The 19,072-nt window shown below is 69.9% G+C and carries 18 protein-coding genes; 16 read left to right on the plus strand and 2 right to left on the minus strand.

Going from position 1 to position 19,072, the window contains the following annotated elements; genetic code table 11:
* Window positions 1-5 precede the first annotated feature (5 nt).
* Window positions 6-1,643: a chaperonin GroEL gene (gene groL, locus HZF19_RS00280; protein ID WP_208026719.1), complete on the plus strand. Its 1,638-nt coding sequence runs from the start codon at window positions 6-8 to the stop codon at window positions 1,641-1,643.
* A 99-nt stretch (window positions 1,644-1,742) separates the two neighbouring features.
* Here groL and HZF19_RS17000 read toward each other — a convergent pair whose 3' ends face one another.
* Window positions 1,743-2,519 carry a potassium channel family protein gene (locus HZF19_RS17000; RefSeq protein ID WP_208026720.1) on the minus strand — a complete coding sequence of 259 codons (777 nt, stop codon included), beginning with the start codon at window positions 2,517-2,519 and terminating at the stop codon, window positions 1,743-1,745.
* 35 nt (window positions 2,520-2,554) lie between these two features.
* Between HZF19_RS17000 and HZF19_RS00290 the strand changes: the two genes are divergently transcribed.
* The 9 genes from HZF19_RS00290 (at window position 2,555) to HZF19_RS00330 (ending at window position 12,550) form a co-directional block, all read left to right on the plus strand.
* On the plus strand, window positions 2,555-2,713 hold the full coding sequence (locus HZF19_RS00290; RefSeq protein WP_208026721.1) for a hypothetical protein: 159 nt from the start codon (window positions 2,555-2,557) through the stop codon (window positions 2,711-2,713).
* Window positions 2,714-2,813: 100 nt separating this feature from the next.
* A complete protein-coding gene (locus HZF19_RS00295; RefSeq protein ID WP_208026722.1) occupies window positions 2,814-3,407 on the plus strand; it encodes an NUDIX hydrolase in 594 nt (197 codons plus the stop codon).
* 160 nt (window positions 3,408-3,567) lie between these two features.
* On the plus strand, window positions 3,568-4,533 hold the full coding sequence (locus HZF19_RS00300) for an alpha/beta fold hydrolase (protein WP_208026723.1): 966 nt from the start codon (window positions 3,568-3,570) through the stop codon (window positions 4,531-4,533).
* A gap of 9 nt (window positions 4,534-4,542) precedes the next feature.
* Window positions 4,543-4,938, plus strand: a complete 396-nt coding sequence (locus HZF19_RS00305; protein ID WP_208026724.1) for a hypothetical protein — start codon at window positions 4,543-4,545, stop codon at window positions 4,936-4,938.
* Between the two features lie 87 nt (window positions 4,939-5,025).
* Window positions 5,026-6,189 carry a GuaB3 family IMP dehydrogenase-related protein gene (locus HZF19_RS00310; protein ID WP_208026725.1) on the plus strand — a complete coding sequence of 388 codons (1,164 nt, stop codon included), beginning with the start codon at window positions 5,026-5,028 and terminating at the stop codon, window positions 6,187-6,189.
* 10 nt (window positions 6,190-6,199) lie between these two features.
* Window positions 6,200-7,741 carry a glutamine-hydrolyzing GMP synthase gene (gene guaA, locus HZF19_RS00315; protein WP_208026726.1) on the plus strand — a complete coding sequence of 514 codons (1,542 nt, stop codon included), beginning with the start codon at window positions 6,200-6,202 and terminating at the stop codon, window positions 7,739-7,741.
* Between the two features lie 53 nt (window positions 7,742-7,794).
* Window positions 7,795-8,589 carry a dienelactone hydrolase family protein gene (locus HZF19_RS00320; protein WP_208026727.1) on the plus strand — a complete coding sequence of 265 codons (795 nt, stop codon included), beginning with the start codon at window positions 7,795-7,797 and terminating at the stop codon, window positions 8,587-8,589.
* Between the two features lie 79 nt (window positions 8,590-8,668).
* Window positions 8,669-10,963 (plus strand): DNA helicase PcrA, encoded by a 2,295-nt coding sequence (gene pcrA, locus HZF19_RS00325; protein WP_208026728.1) that lies wholly within the window; start codon window positions 8,669-8,671, stop codon window positions 10,961-10,963.
* A 60-nt stretch (window positions 10,964-11,023) separates the two neighbouring features.
* Window positions 11,024-12,550 (plus strand): class I adenylate-forming enzyme family protein, encoded by a 1,527-nt coding sequence (locus HZF19_RS00330; protein ID WP_208026729.1) that lies wholly within the window; start codon window positions 11,024-11,026, stop codon window positions 12,548-12,550.
* Between the two features lie 12 nt (window positions 12,551-12,562).
* On the opposite strand, the gene HZF19_RS00335 is transcribed toward HZF19_RS00330, so the two are convergent.
* Window positions 12,563-13,057, minus strand: coding sequence for a hypothetical protein (locus HZF19_RS00335; protein WP_208026730.1), 495 nt, complete (start codon window positions 13,055-13,057; stop codon window positions 12,563-12,565).
* 27 nt (window positions 13,058-13,084) lie between these two features.
* Between HZF19_RS00335 and HZF19_RS00340 the strand changes: the two genes are divergently transcribed.
* The 6 genes from HZF19_RS00340 (at window position 13,085) to HZF19_RS00365 (ending at window position 19,071) form a co-directional block, all read left to right on the plus strand.
* Complete coding sequence (locus tag HZF19_RS00340; RefSeq protein ID WP_208026731.1) at window positions 13,085-13,492, plus strand: cobalamin B12-binding domain-containing protein; 408 nt, start codon at window positions 13,085-13,087, stop codon at window positions 13,490-13,492.
* Between the two features lie 148 nt (window positions 13,493-13,640).
* The gene (sucC, locus tag HZF19_RS00345) at window positions 13,641-14,789 is read left to right on the plus strand and encodes an ADP-forming succinate--CoA ligase subunit beta (protein WP_208026732.1); all 1,149 of its coding nucleotides are present in this window, start codon (window positions 13,641-13,643) and stop codon (window positions 14,787-14,789) included.
* On the plus strand, window positions 14,786-15,679 hold the full coding sequence (sucD, locus tag HZF19_RS00350) for a succinate--CoA ligase subunit alpha (RefSeq protein ID WP_208026733.1): 894 nt from the start codon (window positions 14,786-14,788) through the stop codon (window positions 15,677-15,679). Before sucC ends, sucD begins: the two co-directional genes overlap by 4 nt.
* A 112-nt stretch (window positions 15,680-15,791) precedes the next feature.
* Window positions 15,792-16,355, plus strand: coding sequence for a phosphoribosylglycinamide formyltransferase (gene purN, locus HZF19_RS00355; protein ID WP_208026734.1), 564 nt, complete (start codon window positions 15,792-15,794; stop codon window positions 16,353-16,355).
* Window positions 16,352-17,872 carry a bifunctional phosphoribosylaminoimidazolecarboxamide formyltransferase/IMP cyclohydrolase gene (purH, locus tag HZF19_RS00360; RefSeq protein ID WP_208026735.1) on the plus strand — a complete coding sequence of 507 codons (1,521 nt, stop codon included), beginning with the start codon at window positions 16,352-16,354 and terminating at the stop codon, window positions 17,870-17,872. Before purN ends, purH begins: the two co-directional genes overlap by 4 nt.
* Window positions 17,873-18,210: 338 nt before the next feature.
* Window positions 18,211-19,071 (plus strand): bifunctional 5,10-methylenetetrahydrofolate dehydrogenase/5,10-methenyltetrahydrofolate cyclohydrolase, encoded by an 861-nt coding sequence (locus HZF19_RS00365; RefSeq protein WP_208026736.1) that lies wholly within the window; start codon window positions 18,211-18,213, stop codon window positions 19,069-19,071.
* The last annotated feature ends 1 nt before the right edge of the window (window position 19,072 follow it).

Below are 19,072 nucleotides of genomic sequence, written 5' to 3' on the forward strand. Positions count from 1 at the left end.
GACCGATGCCCAAGATCCTGAAGTTCGACGAGGATGCCCGCCGCAGCCTCGAGGAGGGTGTGAATCGCCTCGCCGACGCGGTGAAGGTGACCCTCGGCCCCAGGGGCCGCAACGTGGTGCTCGACAAGAAGTTCGGGGCACCGACGATCACCAACGACGGGGTGTCGATCGCCCGGGAGATCGAGCTGGACGACCCGTTCGAGAACATGGGCGCCCAGCTGGTCAAGGAGGTCGCCACCAAGACCAACGACATCGCCGGCGACGGGACCACCACCGCCACCGTGCTGGCCCAGGCCCTCGTGCGTGAGGGGCTGCGCAACGTGGCCGCCGGCGCGAGCCCACTCAGCCTCAAGCGGGGCATGGACAAGGCGGTCGAGGCTGCGGTCGAGGCGTTGCGCGACCAGGCCAAGGACGTCGAGGACAAGTCGGAGATCGCTCAGGTGGCCTCGATCTCCGCTGCCGATCCCGCCATCGGTGAGGTCATCGCCGATGCCATCGACAAGGTTGGCAAGGACGGGGTGGTCACGGTCGAGGAGTCGAACACCTTCGGCATGGAGCTCGACTTCGTCGAGGGCATGCAGTTCGACAAGGGCTACCTGTCGCCGTACTTCGTGACCGACCCCGAGCGCCAGGAGGCCGTGCTCGACGAGCCGTACATCCTGTTCGTCAACGGCAAGATCAGCTCGGTGCAGGACCTGCTCCCCGTGCTGGAGAAGGTCATGCAGACCGGCAAGCCGCTGCTGGTGGTGGCCGAGGACGTCGAGGGTGAGGCACTGGCCACCCTCGTGGTCAACAAGATCCGCGGCACCTTCAACTCGGTGGCCGTGAAGGCCCCGGGCTTCGGCGAGCGCCGCAAGGCGATGCTGGCCGACATGGCGATCCTCACCGGTGGCCAGGTCATCTCCGAGGAGGTGGGCCTCAAGCTCGAGAACACCACCCTCGACCTGCTCGGCCGGGCTCGCAAGGTGGTGGTCACCAAGGACGACACCACCATCGTCGAGGGTGCCGGCACCGAGGAGGACGTCAAGGGCCGCATCGCCCAGATCAAGCGCGAGATCGACGAGACCGACTCCGACTGGGACCGCGAGAAGCTCCAGGAGCGCCTCGCCAAGCTCTCCGGTGGCGTGGCCGTCATCAAGGTCGGCGCGGCCACCGAGGTGGAGCTCAAGGAGAAGAAGCACCGCATCGAAGATGCGCTGTCGGCCACCCGGGCGGCCATCGAGGAAGGTGTGGTCGCCGGCGGTGGCACCGCGCTGCTGCGGAGCCGGGCGGCGGTCACCAAGCTCGCCGAGTCGCTCGAGGGCGACGAGGCGACCGGTGCCCGCATCATCCACCGGGCGCTCGAGGCCCCGGCGCGGCTGATCGCCGACAACGCCGGCTTCGAGGGTGCGGTGATCGTCCAGCAGACCGAGGCCGAATCCGGCACCACGGGTTTCAACGCGGCCACTGGCGAGTTCGTCGACCTGCTCAAGGCGGGGGTGATCGACCCGGCGAAGGTGACCCGGGCCGCCCTGCAGAACGCGGCCTCGATCGCCGGTCTGCTGCTCACCACCGAGACCCTCGTGGCCGACAAGCCCGAGGAGCCGAACCCGGCGGCGGCCGCCGGCATGGGTGGCATGGGCGGCATGGGCGGCATGATGTGAGGCGCTGAGCCCATTCCTGGTGCTCGACGTGGCCGGCCCAGCGGGCCGGCCACGTCGCGTCCGGCGCGCCGGTGCGGGCCCGTGGGTGCTCCGGGCGGATCAGTCCTCGGGGAGGCGCCTGCGTTCCTGGCCCAGGTTCGACACCACCCGGGCCACCATGGTCACCAGGAACACCTGGCCGGCGACGGCTTCGAAGATCACCGCGGCCCGCCCGAGGGCGGTCGCCGCCGTGAGATCACCGAAGCCGGTGGTGGTCAGGGTCACGAAGCTGAAGTACTGGAAGTTCCCGAGGTTCGGATCGCGGATCTGAGCGAAGAACGCGCCCGCTTCGACCGCGTCGAGGCAGCGGTAGAAGGCGCTGAAGAACAGCCCGATGATCAGGTAGGCGGACAGCGCGGCGGCCAGGGTGTTGAGGCTGACGGTGCGATGCTGCAACGCCCGAGCGAGGATGGCCGGGAGGGTGAGGATGAGCAGGAGCGCGAACGACAGCGACGAGATGACGACCAGGAGGGAGCGGTCGTCGTAGCTGCCGTGGTGCATGATGCTGGCCACGATGGCGGCGACGGTGCCGACCACCGACAGGGTGAACACGACCCGTCGAGTGCGTCGGGAGGCGTTGCTCCGCCAGAACGACAGGAACACGATGGCCAGCGTCATTGGGAGGGTGACGAAGCCGAAGAGCAAGGGACTCCACGCCCCGAGTGGGAACGACACCATGACCCCGAGCGCGAGCAGCAGGATCGGCAGGTAGCTGTCGGGGCTGCGCATATCGTGCTCGATGGTGTGGCGGAGGTGGTGAGGGTCGGGGGCCGCGGCGCCAGCGCGCTCGTCGGGTATCGCCCCGGTCGTGGTTCCCGGTACCACCTCGTCGGCCACCTGCGGCAGCGTAGGGGCTCGGTACGATGCCGGACATGGATGAGCGACCGCCTCCCGATCCCGAGAAGCTGCTGGCGTGGTGGATGGAATGGGAGCGAGGGGAGACGCCGCCTGGCCGGGTCATGGCCAACCTCAAGACCGGTGGGCTCCCGGACCTGCTGCGCCAGTTGGTGGACGCCACCCCCCCGTCGTGACCCGCCACCGGGTTCGATGAGCGATCGGGGCGGGGCACAGCTCATCCCCAGGCCGGCGTCGAGCCGCCTCGGCGGTCCCCCGCCGTGGCACGCCCTTCCGGTGGAGGCAAGGCACCTGACTCTCGAGGGGATCCGGGCCTCGCTGGCCGCGGGGGGTCCCCCTCGCCCGTCGCTACTGGAAGGCACCGGGGTGCGGGCCTCTGCGGTGCTCGCTCCCCTCTACGAGCTCGACGGCGAGGTGCACGTGGTGCTCACCCGGCGTGCCCAGCACCTCCGCTCGCACCGGGGCGAGGTCAGCTTCCCCGGTGGCGGGCAGGAGCCGGGTGAAGACCTGCTCGACACGGCGCTGCGGGAGGCGTGCGAGGAGACGGGGCTCGACCGTTCGGCGGTGGAGATCATCTGTGAGCTCGACCACCTCCAGACGGTCACCAGCCGCTCGTTCATCGTGCCCTTCGTCGGCGTGCTCCCCGGCAGGCCGACGCTGGAGCCGAACCCCGCCGAGGTGGAGCTGATCCTCCACGTGCCGCTCGACGAGCTGCTCCTCGACGGGGTGTACCGGGAGGAGCGCTGGGGTCTCCCGCCGCTCGACCGGCCCATCTACTTCTTCGAGATCGTGGGCGACACCATCTGGGGAGCCACCGCCCACATGCTGCGCAACCTGCTGGCGCTGGCCACGGGCACCCGCTGGCGTTGATCGGACGCCAGCGCCTGCCCCCTCGAACCGGCTCACCTCACCCCCCCCGAACTGGCAGGTCGAACGCGTGCTCGAGCATGCAGAGCCGCGGCCAGTTGGGCGGGTGGGCGGCGGGAGAGGAAGGTGGGACGGCGGGCGGTGGGACGGCGGGGTGAGTACGGTGAGCGCGGTGCCGCTGAACACGCTTGCGCCGGGCGATCTGGACAACCGCCGGTTCCCCGTGCACACCTACACCGGTCGTGGGTTCCGGCAGGCGTACGTCCGGGAGGGCGAGGGCGGGGTGCCGCTGCTGCTCGTGCACGGCTGGCCCGAGACCAAGCGGATCTGGTGGCGGGTCGTCGGGCCGCTGGCTGCGGCTGGCTTCGAGGTCGTCGTCCCCGATCTGCGGGGCTTCGGCGACTCCGAGGATGGGCCGGATCGCTTCGGCGACGTCGCCGCCCACTCGAGGGATCTCCACGCTCTCCTGACCGACGGCCTGGGGCACGACCAGGTGGTGCTCGCGGGTGGCGACCTCGGCGGGGCCGTCATCCAGGACCTGGCGCTGCGCTGGCCCGAGCTCGCGGACCGGCTCGTGCTGTTCAACGCGCCCGTGCCCGGCATCGGCCGGCACGCTGGGCGACCGGTCGGTGGCAGCGCGCACGACTACTTCGTCCGCCAAGGCACCGACGCGGACGGGCTTGCGGCCGAGCTGGCCACACCCGACCAGCGGCGGCGCTACATCGCCACCTTCTACACCTCCCGCTTCTGGGCTCATGAGGGAGCTTTCGGACCGGACGCGGTCGACTTCCACACCGAGCCGTTCGCCGACGCGCGGGTGCTGCGGGCGAGCTTCCGGGCCTACGAGTCCTTCTTCGACCCGGCCGCGCGCAGTGAGGAGTCGGTACTCGCACCCAACCCCGACTTGCGGGCCCTCATCCTGTACGGCCCTTCCGATCACGTCATCCCGAACGGGTTCGATCTCGACGCCGCCGAGGCGTTCCCGGACCACGTCGGGCCGTTCCTCTTGCGCGAGTGCGGCCACTTCGTGCCCTGGGAGGCGCCGCACGCCTTCGCCAGCGCCGTCATCGCGTTCTGCGGGGACATCCTGGCCGGCTGGCCGGGACGCTCGAACCGGTCCAGCGACTAGCGTGCCGTCATGCCGAAGCTGATCTTCGAGGCCGACACCCAGCAGGAGCTGGTCGCGCAGGTCAAGCGCTGGCTCGCCTCGCTCGAGGCCGGTGACGACGGCACGATCTCCGTCAGCCAGGCCATCACCCAGGGCGCCGAGCTGACCAAGGACGCGCTGCGGATCATCGCCGCAGCCGCGCCGAAGCCGGTGGCCCAGAACGAGCTGGTGAAGTCGCTCACCGCGATGGGCTACAAGGCAACCGATGCGACCTCCCGGGCCCTCGTGGAGGGGCTGGACACGATGGAGGCGCTCAGCGGCGGCAGCGTGCTCCGCCAGGTCAGCGAGAAGGGTCGCAGCGCCGTGTACCAGATGAACGTGGCGGTGGCGAAGCAGGTGCTCAAGACGCTCACCGGGGGTTCCTGAGGCTCGGGGTAGACTGGTCGTTTCAGCGGGCTGGAGGCGCAGGGCCCGGGCATCGGAGCCCGGCGACGGAACTGAAGGGGCTGCCAAGTGGCTGAGGTCGAGATCGGCATCGGCAAGTCAGGTCGGCGGGCGTACGGGTTCGACGACATCGCGATCGTGCCCAGCCGGCGAACCCGCGATCCCGAGGACGTCGACATCAGCTGGGAGATCGACGCGTTCACCTTCGACCTGCCGCTCATGGCCTCCGCCATGGATGGGGTGGTGAGCCCCGCCACGGCGATCGAGATCGGTCGGCTCGGAGGCGTGGGGGTGCTCAACCTCGAGGGCCTGTGGACCCGCTACGAGGATCCCGAACCCTACTTGGAGGAGATCGCCTCGCTACCGGCCGAGAAGGCCACCCGGCGGATGCAGGAGATCTACGCCGCGCCGATCCGCCACGAGCTGATCGGTGAGCGCATCCGCCAGATCAAAGACGCCGGGGTGGTGTCGTGCGCGTCGGTCACTCCCCAGCGCACCGAGGCGTTCGCCAAGTACCTCATCGAGGCGGAGCTCGACCTGCTGGTCATCCAGGGCACGGTGGTCTCCGCCGAGCACGTCTCCAAGACCCAAGAGCCGCTCAACCTGAAGAAGTTCGTGCGCGAGCTCGACATGCCGGTGATCGTCGGCGGCTGCGCCAGCTACCAGGCCGCGCTCCACCTGATGCGCACCGGCGCGGCGGGGATCCTGGTCGGTGTCGGTCCCGGCCACGCGTGCACGACCCGCGGGGTGTTGGGCATCGGCGTCCCTCAGGCCACCGCCATCGCGGACGCCCGGGCGGCGAGGATGCGCCACCTCGACGAGACGGGCGTGTACGTGCACGTGATCGCCGACGGAGGCATGGCCACCGGTGGTGACATCGCCAAGGCCATCGTCTGCGGGGCCGACGCCGTGATGATCGGCTCGCCGCTCGCCGCTGCCGAGGAGGCACCAGGGCGGGGCTACCACTGGGGCATGGCCACCTTCCATCCCACCCTTCCTCGTGGTGCCCGGGTGAAGACCGAGATCAGAGGCACGCTGAAGGAGATCCTGGTCGGTCCCGCGCACGAGAACGACGGCCGGATGAACCTCTTCGGCGGGCTCCGTACCTCGATGGCCACCTGCGGGTACGAGTCGGTCAAGGAGTTCCAGAAGGCCGAGGTGATGGTGGCCCCGGCGCTGCAGACCGAGGGCAAGTCGCTGCAGCGAGCCCAGCACGTGGGCATGGGCCACTGATGGACACCAGGTGAGCGAGCAGCACTTCGACACCGTCCTCGTCGTCGACTTCGGCGCCCAGTACGCACAGCTCATCGCCCGCCGGGTGCGCGAAGCGCACGTCTACAGCGAGATCGTCCCCCACACCATCTCGGCGCAGGAGCTCGCTGCCCGCCAGCCCGCAGGCGTGATCTTCAGCGGCGGGCCGAAGTCGGTCCACGTCGAGGGTGCCCCGCGGATCGACCCGGCGGTCTACGACCTCGGCGTGCCGATCCTCGGCATCTGCTATGGCGCTCAGCTCATCGCGCTGCAGCTCGGCGGCGAGGTGGCCGACACCGGTCGGGGGGAATACGGCAAGACCGACCTCGAGGTGCTCAACGAGGGCGTGCTGTTCGGCGGCCAGCCGGCGCGCCAGCAGGTCTGGATGAGCCACTTCGACTCGATCACCCAGGCGCCGCCCGGCTTCGAGACCACGGCCATGACCGCCGCGGTGCCTGCCGCAGCGTTCGAGGACGCCGACCGCGGGGTCTATGGCGTGCAGTTCCACCCGGAGGTGGTCCACACCCCGCACGGGCAGGACATCCTCAAGCATTTCCTCTACGACGCCTGCGACGCCCTGCCCACGTGGACCATGTCCTCGATCATCGAGACCTCCGTGGAGGCGATCCGCGAGCAGGTCGGCTCGGGGCGGGCCATCTGCGGGCTGTCGGGAGGGGTGGACTCGGCCGTGGCGGCCGCGCTGGTCCACAAGGCCATCGGGCATCAGCTCACCTGCGTGTTCGTCGACACCGGGCTGATGCGCCAAGGCGAGGGCGACCAGGTCGTGGAGACCTTCCAGCGCCACCAGGGCATGGAGCTGATCCACGTGCGGGCTGCCGACCGCTTCTTCGAGCGGCTGGCCGGGGTGACCGACCCGGAGGAGAAGCGCAAGGCCATCGGCGAGTTGTTCATCCGGGTGTTCGAGGACGCGTCGGGGGGCATCGAGGACGCCCGCTTCCTGGTACAGGGCACGCTGTACCCGGACGTCATCGAGTCCGGTACCAGCGAGGCCGCCCGGATCAAGAGCCACCACAACGTCGGTGGCCTCCCCGAGGACATGGAGTTCGAGCTGGTCGAGCCGCTGCGCAACCTGTTCAAGGACGAGGTTCGCCGGGTCGGCGAGGAGCTGGGCTTGCCGGAGGAGATCGTCTGGCGCCAGCCATTCCCCGGTCCCGGGCTGGGGGTGCGCATCATCGGTGAGGTCACTCCGGAGAAGGTCGCCATCCTCCAGCAGGCCGACGCGATCGTCCGGGAGGAGATCCGCAAGGCCGACCTCGAACGGGACATCTGGCAGGCCTTCGCGGTGCTGCCCGACATCCGCAGTGTCGGCGTGATGGGCGATGAGCGCACCTACGCCCACCCGATCATCATCCGGGCCGTCACCAGCGAGGATGCCATGACCGCCGACTGGGCCCGGCTCCCCTACGACCTGCTCGAGCGGCTCTCCAGCCGGATCATCAACGAGGTGCCCGGCGTGAACCGGGTGGCCTACGACATCACGTCGAAGCCACCGGGCACCATCGAGTGGGAGTGAGTCCGACGCTGCCGTTCGGCGCGCCGCCCGGATCACCTCGCTAGCGTGCGGCGATGCCCGATCCCCTGCAGGACTTCACGCGAACGACGTTCTCCCACGCCGGCAAGACCCGATACGTGTACCGCCAGGGGGAGGGGCCGGCGGTCATCGTGATGGCCGAGATGCCGGGCATCACCCCGAAGGTCGCCGCCTTCGCCCGCCGGGTGGCGGCGATCGGCTGCACGGTGATGATGCCGCAGCTCTTCGGCGTCCCGGGGGCCGATCCGAGCCCGGCCACCTACGCGCGGGCCATCGTGCCGGGGTGCATCTCCCGGGAGTTCCGGGCCTTCGCCACCCGGGCCCGTACACCCGTGAGCGACTGGTTGCGAGCTCTCGCTCACCACGCGTACGCCGAGTGCGGCGGCCCCGGGGTGGGTGCGGTGGGCATGTGCTTCACCGGGGGGTTCGCGCTGGGGATGATGGCCGGTGCGGAGGTGATCGCCCCGGTGCTGAGCCAGCCGTCCCTGCCGATCGCGTTCACCAGGAAGGGACGAGCGGCCCTCGGCGTGTCGGACGGGGAGCTGGAGGCGGTGAAGGCGCGGGTCGCGGCGGGCACCCCGGTGCTGGGTCTGCGGTTCTCGTGCGACAAGCTCGCGCCGCGGGAGCGTTTCGAGACGCTCCGGCGGGAGCTGGGCGACGGCTTCGTGGGGGTCGAGATCGACTCCTCCCCCGGCAACCCCTGGGGCATCCCGAAGCATGCGCACTCGGTGCTCACGGAGCACCTGGTCGACGAGCCCGGCCATCCCACCCGCGACGCCCTCGAACAGGTGCTGGACCTGTTCCGGCGCCAGCTCCTCGGCCACGGCTGAGGTGCGTCGGCGAGTGGCGACCCACAAGGCCGCGAGCGCCCCCGACCCTGTCAGCAGGCGCCGGTAGGGTGGTCGGGGCATGGCCGACATCGTCCCCGCCGACACCACCCCTGCCGAAGACGAGCCCCGTGGTCCGAGCCGCCCCGATCTGCTGGAGGGGCTCAACCCGGTGCAGCGCGAGGCGGTCACGCACGGCGACGGGCCGCTGCTGGTCATCGCCGGGGCGGGGTCGGGCAAGACCCGGGTGCTCACCCACCGCATCGCGCACCTGATCCGCGACCGGGGGGTCTCCCCGTTCGAGATCCTGGCCATCACCTTCACCAACAAGGCCGCTGACGAGATGCGCCAGCGGGTCGGCAGCCTCGTCGGCCCCGTGGCGGAGAAGATGTGGGTGTCGACCTTCCACTCCGCCTGTGTGCGGATCCTGCGCCGCGAAGCCGGCCTCATCGGGTTCCCGTCGTCGTTCACCATCTACGACCAGGCGGACTCGGTGCGCCTGGTGGGCTACGTGATCCGTGACCTGGGGCTCGACACGAAGCGGTTCCCGCCCCGGTCGGTCCAGGCGACGATCAGTGCGGCCAAGAACGACGGCATCGACGTCGACGAGTACGCGGAGCAGGCCCGGGTGATCTTCGAACGCAAGATCGCCGACATCTACCGCGAGTACCAGAGCCGGCTGCAGCGGGCCGGGGCCATGGATTTCGACGACCTGCTCGGTGCCACGGCTCGGCTGTTCCGGGAGCACCCGGACGTGCTCGATCACTACCGTCGCCGGTTCTCCCACGTGCTCGTCGACGAGTACCAGGACACCAACCGGGTGCAGAACGAGCTGGTACTGCAGCTCGCGGCCGAACACCGCAATGTCTTCGTGGTCGGCGACTCGGATCAGTCCATCTACCGGTGGCGAGGAGCCGACATCCGCAACATCCTGGCGTTCGAGGACGCCTTCCCGGATGCCACGGTGATCGTGCTCGAGCAGAACTACCGCTCGACCCAGACCATCCTCGACGCGGCGAACGCGATCATCGCCAACAACTTCGGGCGCAAACCGAAGGAGCTGTGGACCGAAGCCGGCTCCGGGGAGCCCATCGTGCGCTACCACGCCGATGACGAGACCGATGAGGCGCAGTGGATCGCCCACCAGATGGCCCATCTCCACGACGGTGGCCAGTACCGCTGGGGTGACCTAGCGGTCTTCTACCGCACGAACGCGCAGAGCCGGGTCGTCGAGGAGCACCTCATGCGGGTCGGCATCCCCTACAAGGTGGTGGGCGGCACGCGGTTCTACGATCGCAGGGAGGTCAAGGACGCGCTGGCGTACCTGCGGGCGGCGGTGAACCCACTCGACGAGGTCAGCATCAAGCGGGTGCTGAACACCCCGAAGCGAGGGGTGGGCGAGAGCACGGTGGCCCGCCTCGACGTGTGGGCGAACGCCCGGGGGTTGCCGTTCATCGACGCGCTCCGCCGGGCCGCCGATGCCGGGGTCAGCGGACGAGCGGGCAGGGGCATCGAGGCCTTCCTGGCGCTCGTCGACGACCTCGCCGAGATGGTCCCCCAGGGTCCCGGGCCACTCCTGGAGGCGGCGGTCACCCGTTCCGGTTACGTCGCGGAGCTGGAGGCCGAGCATTCCATCGAGGCCGAGGGCCGGTTGGAGAACCTGGCTGAGCTGGTGGGCGCGGCACGGGAGTTCGAGTCGGTCGACGAGTTCCTCGAGCAGATCAGCCTGGTGGCCGACACCGACGAGCTCGACGACGACGACTCGTCGGTGGTGCTCATGACCCTGCACTCGGCCAAGGGGCTCGAGTACCCGGTCGTGTTCCTCATCGGGCTGGAAGACGGCGTGTTCCCGCATCTGCGCTCGATCGGTGAGCCCGACCAGCTCGAGGAGGAGCGCCGGCTCTGCTACGTGGGCATCACCCGGGCGATGGAGCGCCTCTACCTCACCCACGCCTGGAGCCGCACGCTCTACGGGGGCACCCAGTACAACCCACCGAGCCGGTTCCTCGACGAGATCCCGGAGGCACTCGTCCAGCAGGTGCAGGGGCGTCGGCGGCCGTCGCGGCGCTACGCAGGCGACTCGTACGGTGCGCCCGGCGGTGCCTGGCGCGGGGCGGGTGGCGCGGGCGGGGCACGGTCGTGGGGCGAGCACCGGGAGCGGGTGGTCGACGCCGCCCTGGCTCCGAGGGGTCCCCAGCCGAGCGGCGCCGACGCTCTCGGGCTGCGGGTGGGGGACGATGTTCGGCACGCCAAGTTCGGCGAGGGGGTGATCATCGGGCTCGAGGGCAGCGGCGACAAGGCCGAGGCCGTCGTGCACTTCCGGGAGGCGGGGGAGCGGCGCCTGCTGCTCGCCTGGGCACCGCTCGAGAAGCTCTGAGGTGGAGCCGGGCGATCCGGTCGTCGCCCCGACTGGCGCCGCGAGGGCCCGTCGGTGATCATGCCCGAAGGGCTGGGGCCGGAGGTCGGCATGAAGATGTTCAAACGGGCACGGCTCGTGATCCGGCGTGACGAGACGCTCGGCACGATCATGAGCTCGTTGGCCGAGCTGCACGGCGACCGCCGCCTGGTGGAGGAGGCCGACGGCGGCCTCCGGGTCACCTACCGGCAGGCGGCCAAGCGTGTGGACCGGTGGGCAGGCGGGGTGGCGGGGCGCATCGACGTCGGGGACCGGGTGGTGCTGGCCACCTCCAACAGCTACGAGACGTTCCTGCTCTGTCTGGCCGTGGCCCGGGCAGGAGGCATCCCGGTCCCGGTCAACCACAAGATGCGCCCCGAGGAGGTCGCCCACGTCGTACGGGACTCGGGCGCGTCGCTGATCCTGCACGGTGCCGGTGAGGTCGACGGTGCCGCCCCGCTGGGGGATGCGGTGCCCGTCGATCCCGGCGAGGTGGCGGCGCTCTTCTACACCTCGGGAACCACCGGTACCCCCAAGGGGGCGGAGATCACCCACCGGGCGCTCATCGGCACGGTGGTGGCGGCGGCCGCCTGGCCGGCATGGCTCCGCCGGGACGAGGCGGTCTTCAGCCTGCCGATCGCCCACATCATGGGCTTCATCGTGCTCCTGGCCTACGCCTGCGCGGGCATCCCCACGTACAGCATCCCCCACTTCCGTCCCGACGAGGTCCTCGACGCCATCGAGACCCGGCGGGCGACGTTGTTCATCGGCGTGCCGGCGATGTACCGGATGATGCTCGAAGCAGGTGCCGAGGAGCGCGATCTCAGCTCGGTGCGACTGTGGGGCTCGGGCGCCGACGTGATGCCATCCGATCTGGCCCGCACGTTCAAGCGGCTGGGAGCGAGCGCGACCATCCCGTTCGTCGGTCCGGTCGGTGAGGCGATCTTCGCTGAGGGCTACGGCATGGTGGAGACCGCGGGGGGCGTGGCGGCCAAGGTGTCGCCTCCGCTGCTCGACGTCGGCCTCGGCGAGTCCGTGGGGTTCGCCCTGCCCGGCTACCAGATGCGAGTGGTGGACGACGACGGACACGACGTGGGACCGGGCGGGGTGGGCGAGCTGTGGGTGCGGGGCCCGGGGGTCATCCGTGGGTACTGGAGCGCGCCGGAGGCCAGCGCAGCGGTCGTCACCGACGATGGCTGGCTGCGAACCGGTGACCTGGCCCGCAGAGGCCCGTTCGGCACCGTGCTGTTCGTCGGCCGCAAGAAGGACGTGATCAAACACGGCGGCTTCTCGGTGTACGCGCTGGAGGTGCAGAAGGCCCTCGAGGCGCACCCGTCCGTCCTGGAGGCGGCGGTGATGGGGTTGCCCGACGAGAAGCTCGGGGAGATCCCGGTCGCCGCGGTGCGACTCGAGCCCGGTGTCACCCTGGACTCGCTCGACCTCGGCGCGTGGCTCGGGGAGCGGTTGGCCGACTACAAGGTGCCGAAGCGTTTCGTCGCAGTGGAGCAGCTGCCTCGCACCGGTACGAACAAGGTGCACAAGCGCGAGCTGCTGGAGCTGTTCGCCTGACGGTGTGCCCGCCTACGGCGCGGTGTCATCTCCCGTCTCCGGGGCGCGGTTGAGGTCGATGACCAGCTTGCCGGCGTCGTCGACGACCACCGGGTAATGACGCAGGCCCTCACCGTCCGCAGGCACCGTCGACCCGTCACAGGGGTCCTCGAAGAGCCCTCGCGCCGCGTCCCAGCGCAGCGTGCACTCGCGGGTGGCGTCGATCTCGCGGGCGTCGAAGGCCAGCCACCCGTCCTGGGCGTCGTCGCCGAGGTGCTGCAGGTAGATGTCGCGCTGGCCACTCGCCGGGTCGGGCAGCAGGATCGGACCTTCTCGGGCGATCGAGGCGGCACGTTGCTCGGCTGATCCGGCGTCGAAGGTCCGCGATCCGAGCTGGACCTCCACCTTGCCGGACTCGGTTCCCCGCTGGAGCGCGAAGACGAACGCGAGGAGCAGGCCCAAGCCCACGAGGGCGATCAACACGCCGCCCACGGCCATGGCCACGCTCCGCCCATCCGACTGCTTCACCGGGCTCACCCTCCTAGTATCCCGTGCGTGAAGCGCCGGTTCCGAGTCGTCGTGGCCAAGCCCGGCCTCGACGGGCACGACCGGGGGATCAAGGTCATCGCCCGCGCGCTCCGTGACGCGGGATTCGAGGTGATCTACACGGGCCTGTTCCAGACCCCGGAGCAGATCGCCGAGGCCGTTCGTCAGGAGGATGCCGACGCAGTCGGGTTGTCGGTGCTCTCGGGTGCGCACATGACGTTGTTCCCTCGGGTGCTCGAGGAGCTCGCCGCCCGCGGGCTCGACGACGTTTTGGTGTTCGGCGGCGGCATCGTGCCCCCCGACGACGTCGCCGCGCTCAAGGCGCAGGGCGTGGCGGAGGTCTTCACTCCTGGTGCCCCGCTGGACCGGATCACCACCTGGCTGGAGGCCGCCCTCGACGAGCGCGAGCGCGGCTGACCAGCTCCTCGCGTTCTGGCCGGTCGAACGCGTGCTCTGGTGTGCAATTCCGCTGCCGGTTCGGGGGCGGGCGCGCCTTGCGCTGGTGCTGATGCGGCGTCAGAGCCGGTTGGGCCGCTTGTCTGCAACCTGACTAGGTTGTCGGGCCGTGGACCTTCTCGAATTCCAGGGCAAGCAGTTCTTCGCCGGCTTCGGCATCCCGGTGTCCGAGGGGCGTGCGGTCGATTCCGTCGAGGGTGCGGTGGCCGCTGCCGAAGCCGTGGGCTACCCGGTGGTCGTCAAGGCCCAGGTGCACGTCGGGGGTCGGGGCAAGGCGGGTGGGGTGAAGCTCGCCAGCAGCGAGGACGAGGTGCGCACGCACGCGCAGAACATCCTCGGCATGGACATCAAGGGGCACATCGTCCGGATCCTGTGGATCGAGCACGCGTCCGACATCGCCGAGGAGTACTACGCCAGCTTCACCCTCGACCGCTCGGCCAAGAAGCACCTGGGCATGCTCTCCGCCCAAGGCGGCGTCGAGATCGAGGCTGTGGCGGCGAAGGACCCCGACGCCATCGCCAAGGTGTGGATCGACCCCGTGGAGGGCCTGGACGAGCCCACCTGCCGGGCCTGGGTCAAACAGGCACGGTTGAACCCCGCGGCCGAGGACGGCGCCGTCGACATCCTCCTCAAGCTCTACCGGGCCTACACCGAGGGTGACGCGGACCTGGTCGAGATCAACCCGCTCATCCTGAAGCCCGACGGTTCGGTCCACGCCCTGGACGCCAAGGTGACGCTCGACAACAACGCCGCGTTCCGCCACCAGTGGGGGGACTACGAGCTGACCCAGGTCCGCGACGAGCGGGAGCAGGCCGCTCACGACAAGGGGCTGCAGTACGTCGGCCTCGACGGCTACGTCGGCATCATCGCCAACGGCGCCGGCCTGGCCATGAGCACGCTCGACGTGGTGAACCAGGTGGGTGGCGAGCCGGCGAACTTCCTCGACATCGGCGGGGGTGCCAACGCCGACGTGATGGCCGGAGCGCTCGAGATCATCAACAACGATCCACGCGTCAAGTCCATCTTCATCAACATCTTCGGTGGGATCACCCGGGGCGAGGAGGTGGCCAACGGCATCGTGGAGGCCCTGTCGCGGGTCGACATCACCGCGCCGATCGTGATCCGCCTCGACGGCACCAACGCCGACCAGGGTCGCCAGATCCTCGAACCGCACCTGTCCGACAAGCTGCAGATGCAGCCCACGATGCTGGAGGCGGCGCGCACCGCCGTCGCGCTGGCCGGAGGTACACCCTCGTGAGCATCTTCGTCGACGAGAACACCAAGGTCGTCTACCAAGGCCTCACCGGTAGCCAGGGTCGCTACTACGGCCTGCTCAATCGCGACTACGGCACGCAGGTGGTCGCGGGGACGAACCCGAAGAAGGCCGGCACCGATGTCGAAGGCATCCCCATCTTCGCCTCGGTGGCGGATGCGGTAGCCGAGACGGGAGCCAACGCGTCGTGCATCTTCATCCCCGCGCCAGGGGTCCGCGATGCGGTGATCGAAGCCGCCGAGGGCGGAGTGGAGTTCATCGTCTGCATCACCGAGGGCGTGCCCGCGCACGACGAAGCGTGGTTCTACAACAAGCTCAAGCGCGACTTCCCGAACGTCGCCCTGCTCGGTCCCAACTGCCCAGGCATCATCAGCCCGGGGAAGTGCAACATCGGCATCACCGCAGGGCACATCGCCAAGCCGGGCGGGCCGGTGGGCATCGTCAGCCGGTCGGGCACGCTCACCTACCAGGCCCTCTACGAGCTGAAGCTGCAGGACATCGGGGTCACGACCTGTGTGGGCATCGGTGGTGACCCCGTACCCGGCACCAGCTTCATCGACTGTCTCGAGCGCTTCGAGGCCGACCCCGACACCAAAGCGGTGATGATGATCGGCGAGATCGGCGGGTCGGCCGAGGAGGAAGCCGCCGAGTTCATCCGGGCCAAGATGACCAAGCCGGTCGTGTCCTACATCGCGGGCGTCACCGCGCCACCCGGGAAGAAGATGGGCCACGCCGGGGCCATCGTGTCGGGTGGCAAGGGCACCGCTCAGGCGAAGATCGAGGCGCTGGAGGCCGCTGGCGCCAAGGTCGGTCGGAACCCGACCGAGGCGGGTGAGCTCATGGTCGGGATCGTGCGGGAGCACGGCTGGGCCTGACCATTGGCTCGGCGGCGCTCGGCGCAGGCATCGGCGGGATCGGGACCGTGGTGCATGAGCGGCGGCGCCGATCAGGATGGCTGCTCGCGTCGCGCTGGTAGCGTGCATCTCGATGCGGGTCGCGGTGCTGGCCTCGGGAAGCGGGACGATCCTCGACGCCATGCTCGACGCCGGGATCCCGGTGGAGGTGGTGGTGGTCGACCGGCCGTGCGGGGCCACCGAGGTGGCCGAGCGCCACAGTGTGCCGTGGGAGTTCGTCGAGCGGTCGAGCTACGGCGCGGACTTCGACCGCGACGCCTACACCCGCCAAATCCTCGACGTGCTCGACAAGTACGACACGGACCTGGTCGTCATGGCCGGGTTCGGCACCATCCTCGCGCCGGCGATGTTCGAGGTCTTCGACGGGCGCATCCTGAACACCCACCCCGCGTTGCTGCCGGCTTTCAAGGGTTGGCATGCGGTACGCGACGCACTCGAGGCCGGGGTGAAGGTGACCGGCTGCACGGTGCACGTGGCCACTGCGGAAGTCGACGCCGGCCCCATCCTGGCCCAGGAAGCGGTGCCGGTGGAGCCTGGCGACACGGAGGCCACGTTGCACGAGCGCATCAAGGCCGTCGAGCGGCGGCTCTACGTCCAGACCGTCAAGGAGATCCTCGAGAGGGGTTCGGTGCAGTGAGGGCTCTGCTGTCCGTCTACGACAAGACCGGTATCGTTGATGTCGCCCGTGCCTTGCACGACGCGGGCTGCGAGCTGATCTCGAGCGGGGGAACGGCGAGGGCGATCGCCGAGGCCGGTCTGCCGGTCACCGATGTCGCGGATCTCACGGGGGTGCCCGCCATCCTCGGTCACCGGGTCGTGACCCTGCACCCGAAGGTCCACGGCGGCATCCTCGCCGATCGCAGCAACCCTGAGCACCGCGCCGACCTGGAGCGCTACGGCATCGAGCCCATCGACCTGGTCGTGGTGAACCTCTATCCGTTCTCGTCGGACCCGTCCATCGAGCTGATCGACATCGGAGGGCCGGCGATGGTCCGGGCGGCGGCGAAGAACCACGCTCACGTCGGGGTCGTCACCGACCCCTCGCAGTACGAGCTGGTACTCGCTGACCTGCGCAGCACCGGTTCCCTGTCCGAGGCGACCCGCCGCCGGTTGGCGCTCGACGCCTTCCGGGTGACCGCGGCGTATGACGCGCAGATCGTGCGATGGCTGGAAGAGCAGGTCGAAGGGGCAGGGCCATCGACTGCGCCGGACGAGCTGCCCGAGCGGATCGAGCTGACCATCGAGCGGCGGGCGGTGCTGCGCTACGGGGAGAACCCCCACCAGATCGGTGCTCGCTACACGACGCGAGGAGCGTCGGGGTGGTGGGACACGGCGGTACAGCACGGCGGCAAGGAGATGTCGTACCTCAACGTGTTCGACGCGGATGCTGCATGGCGGCTGGTGTACTCGCTCGGGGATCGTCCGGCGGCGGTGGTGATCAAGCACGCCAACCCGTGCGGGGTCGCGGTCGCCGACGACATCACGACGGCCTACCGGCGTGCGCACGAGTGCGATCCGGTGTCGGCGTTCGGGGGCATCGTGGCGGTGAACCGCCCGGTCACCGCCGGGATGGCCGAGGCGTTGGCGCCGGTGTTCACCGAGGTGCTCATCGCTCCGGGGTTCGAGGGGAACGCGTTGGTGCGCCTGCTCGAGAAGCGCAACCTTCGGGTCCTCGAGGCCGCCCCGCCGTCGCCGCTCACGACGGGGTTGCGGCAGATCGACGGCGGTTTCCTCGTGCAGACCCCCGATCGGGTCACCATCGACCGCTCCGCGTGGCAGGTGGTCACCAAGGCGGTGCCCACCGCGGAGCAGTGGGCGGATCTCGAGCTGGCCTGGCAGGTGGTGGCGAAGGTGACCTCCAACGCCATCGTGCTGGTGAAGGACGGCCAGGCAGTGGGCATCGGTTGCGGCCAGCAGAACCGGCGGGACGCGGGCCGCCTGGCGTGCGAGAAGGCCGCGGGTCGCGCTGCCGGTGGCGTCTACGCCAGCGACGCCTTCTTCCCGTTCCCCGACGGGCTCGACGGCGCCGTTGAGGCGGGCGCGGCCTGCGTGGTCCAGCCGGGTGGGTCGATCCGCGACGAGGAGGTCATCGCCGCCGCCGACGAGCACGGTCTGGCGATGGTGTTCACCGGCGAGCGCCACTTCCGCCACTGAGCGGGCCAGAAGCAGGCGCTGACATCCCACCGAGATCTCCCGCCCCTCTCCGCCCACGCCCTCACCCCTGCCATCGCGTCCGCTCTCACCCTCACCCATGCCCTCGCCCTCGCGAACTGGCATGTCAAACGCGTGCTCTGGCACGCGTTTGACATGCCGGTTGGATGGGGAGGCTGGCGGTGGTGGGTGTACTGGCAGGTGGATCGCGTTCTCTGGCACGCGTTTGACATGCCAGTTGGGGAGGGGGCTGGTTGGGGAGGGGGCTGGTTGGGGAGGGGGCTGGTTGGGGAGGGGGCCGGTTGGGGGGACGAAGGGACAAACGCTAGGTTCGCCATCGCATGACGGCACGGACGCTCGACGGGGAGCTGGTCGCCTCCCTCATCAAGGAACAGCTCGCGGCGCGGATCGCGGTGCTCGCCGAGCGAGGCATCCGGCCCGGGCTGGGCACCATCCTCGTGGGTGACGATCCACCCTCGGCCAACTACGTGGCCATGAAGCACCGCGACTCCCAAGCGCTCGGCATGGCCTCCTTCGAGGTGCATCTCGGTGCCGGCGCCACCCACGACGAAGTACTCACGGCGGTGCGCCAGTTCAACGCCAATCCCGAGGTCGACGCCTTCATCGTCCAGTACCCGTTCCCGCCTCACCTCGACTACGAGGCCATCCTGCTGGAGGTTGACCCCGCCAAGGACGCTGACGGCCTGCACCCGGTCAACCTCGGCAAGCTGGTGCAGGGCATCGACGCCCCGCTTGCGTGCACCCCGGCGGGCATCCAGCGGCTGCTCGAGCACTACGAGATCCCGATCGCCGGGCGCCACGTGGTGATCGTGGGCCGGGGGCTCACGATCGGCCGGCCGCTCGCCAACCTGCTCTCCCTGAAGCGACCCAACGCCAACGCGGCGGTGACCGTGGTCCACACCGGCATCGCCGACGTCGCCGCGTACACCCGCCAGGCCGACATCCTCGTCGCCGCCGCCGGCTCGCCGGGGCTGATCACCGCGGAGATGGTCAAGCCCGGGGCGGTCGTCGTCGCCGCCGGAGTGAGCTTCGAGGGGCGCAAGCTGCTCTCCGACGTCGCCGACGAGGTGGCCGAGGTCGCCGGGTGGTTGTCGCCCCGCATCGGTGGGGTCGGTCCCATGACCCGGGCCATGCTCATGTCGAACACCGTGGATGCCGCCGAGCGGCGGGCCGGTCGGTAGC

Source organism: Rhabdothermincola sediminis, from assembly GCF_014805525.1.
GTDB classification, from domain to species: Bacteria; Actinomycetota; Acidimicrobiia; order Acidimicrobiales; family Acidimicrobilacustridaceae; genus Rhabdothermincola; species Rhabdothermincola sediminis.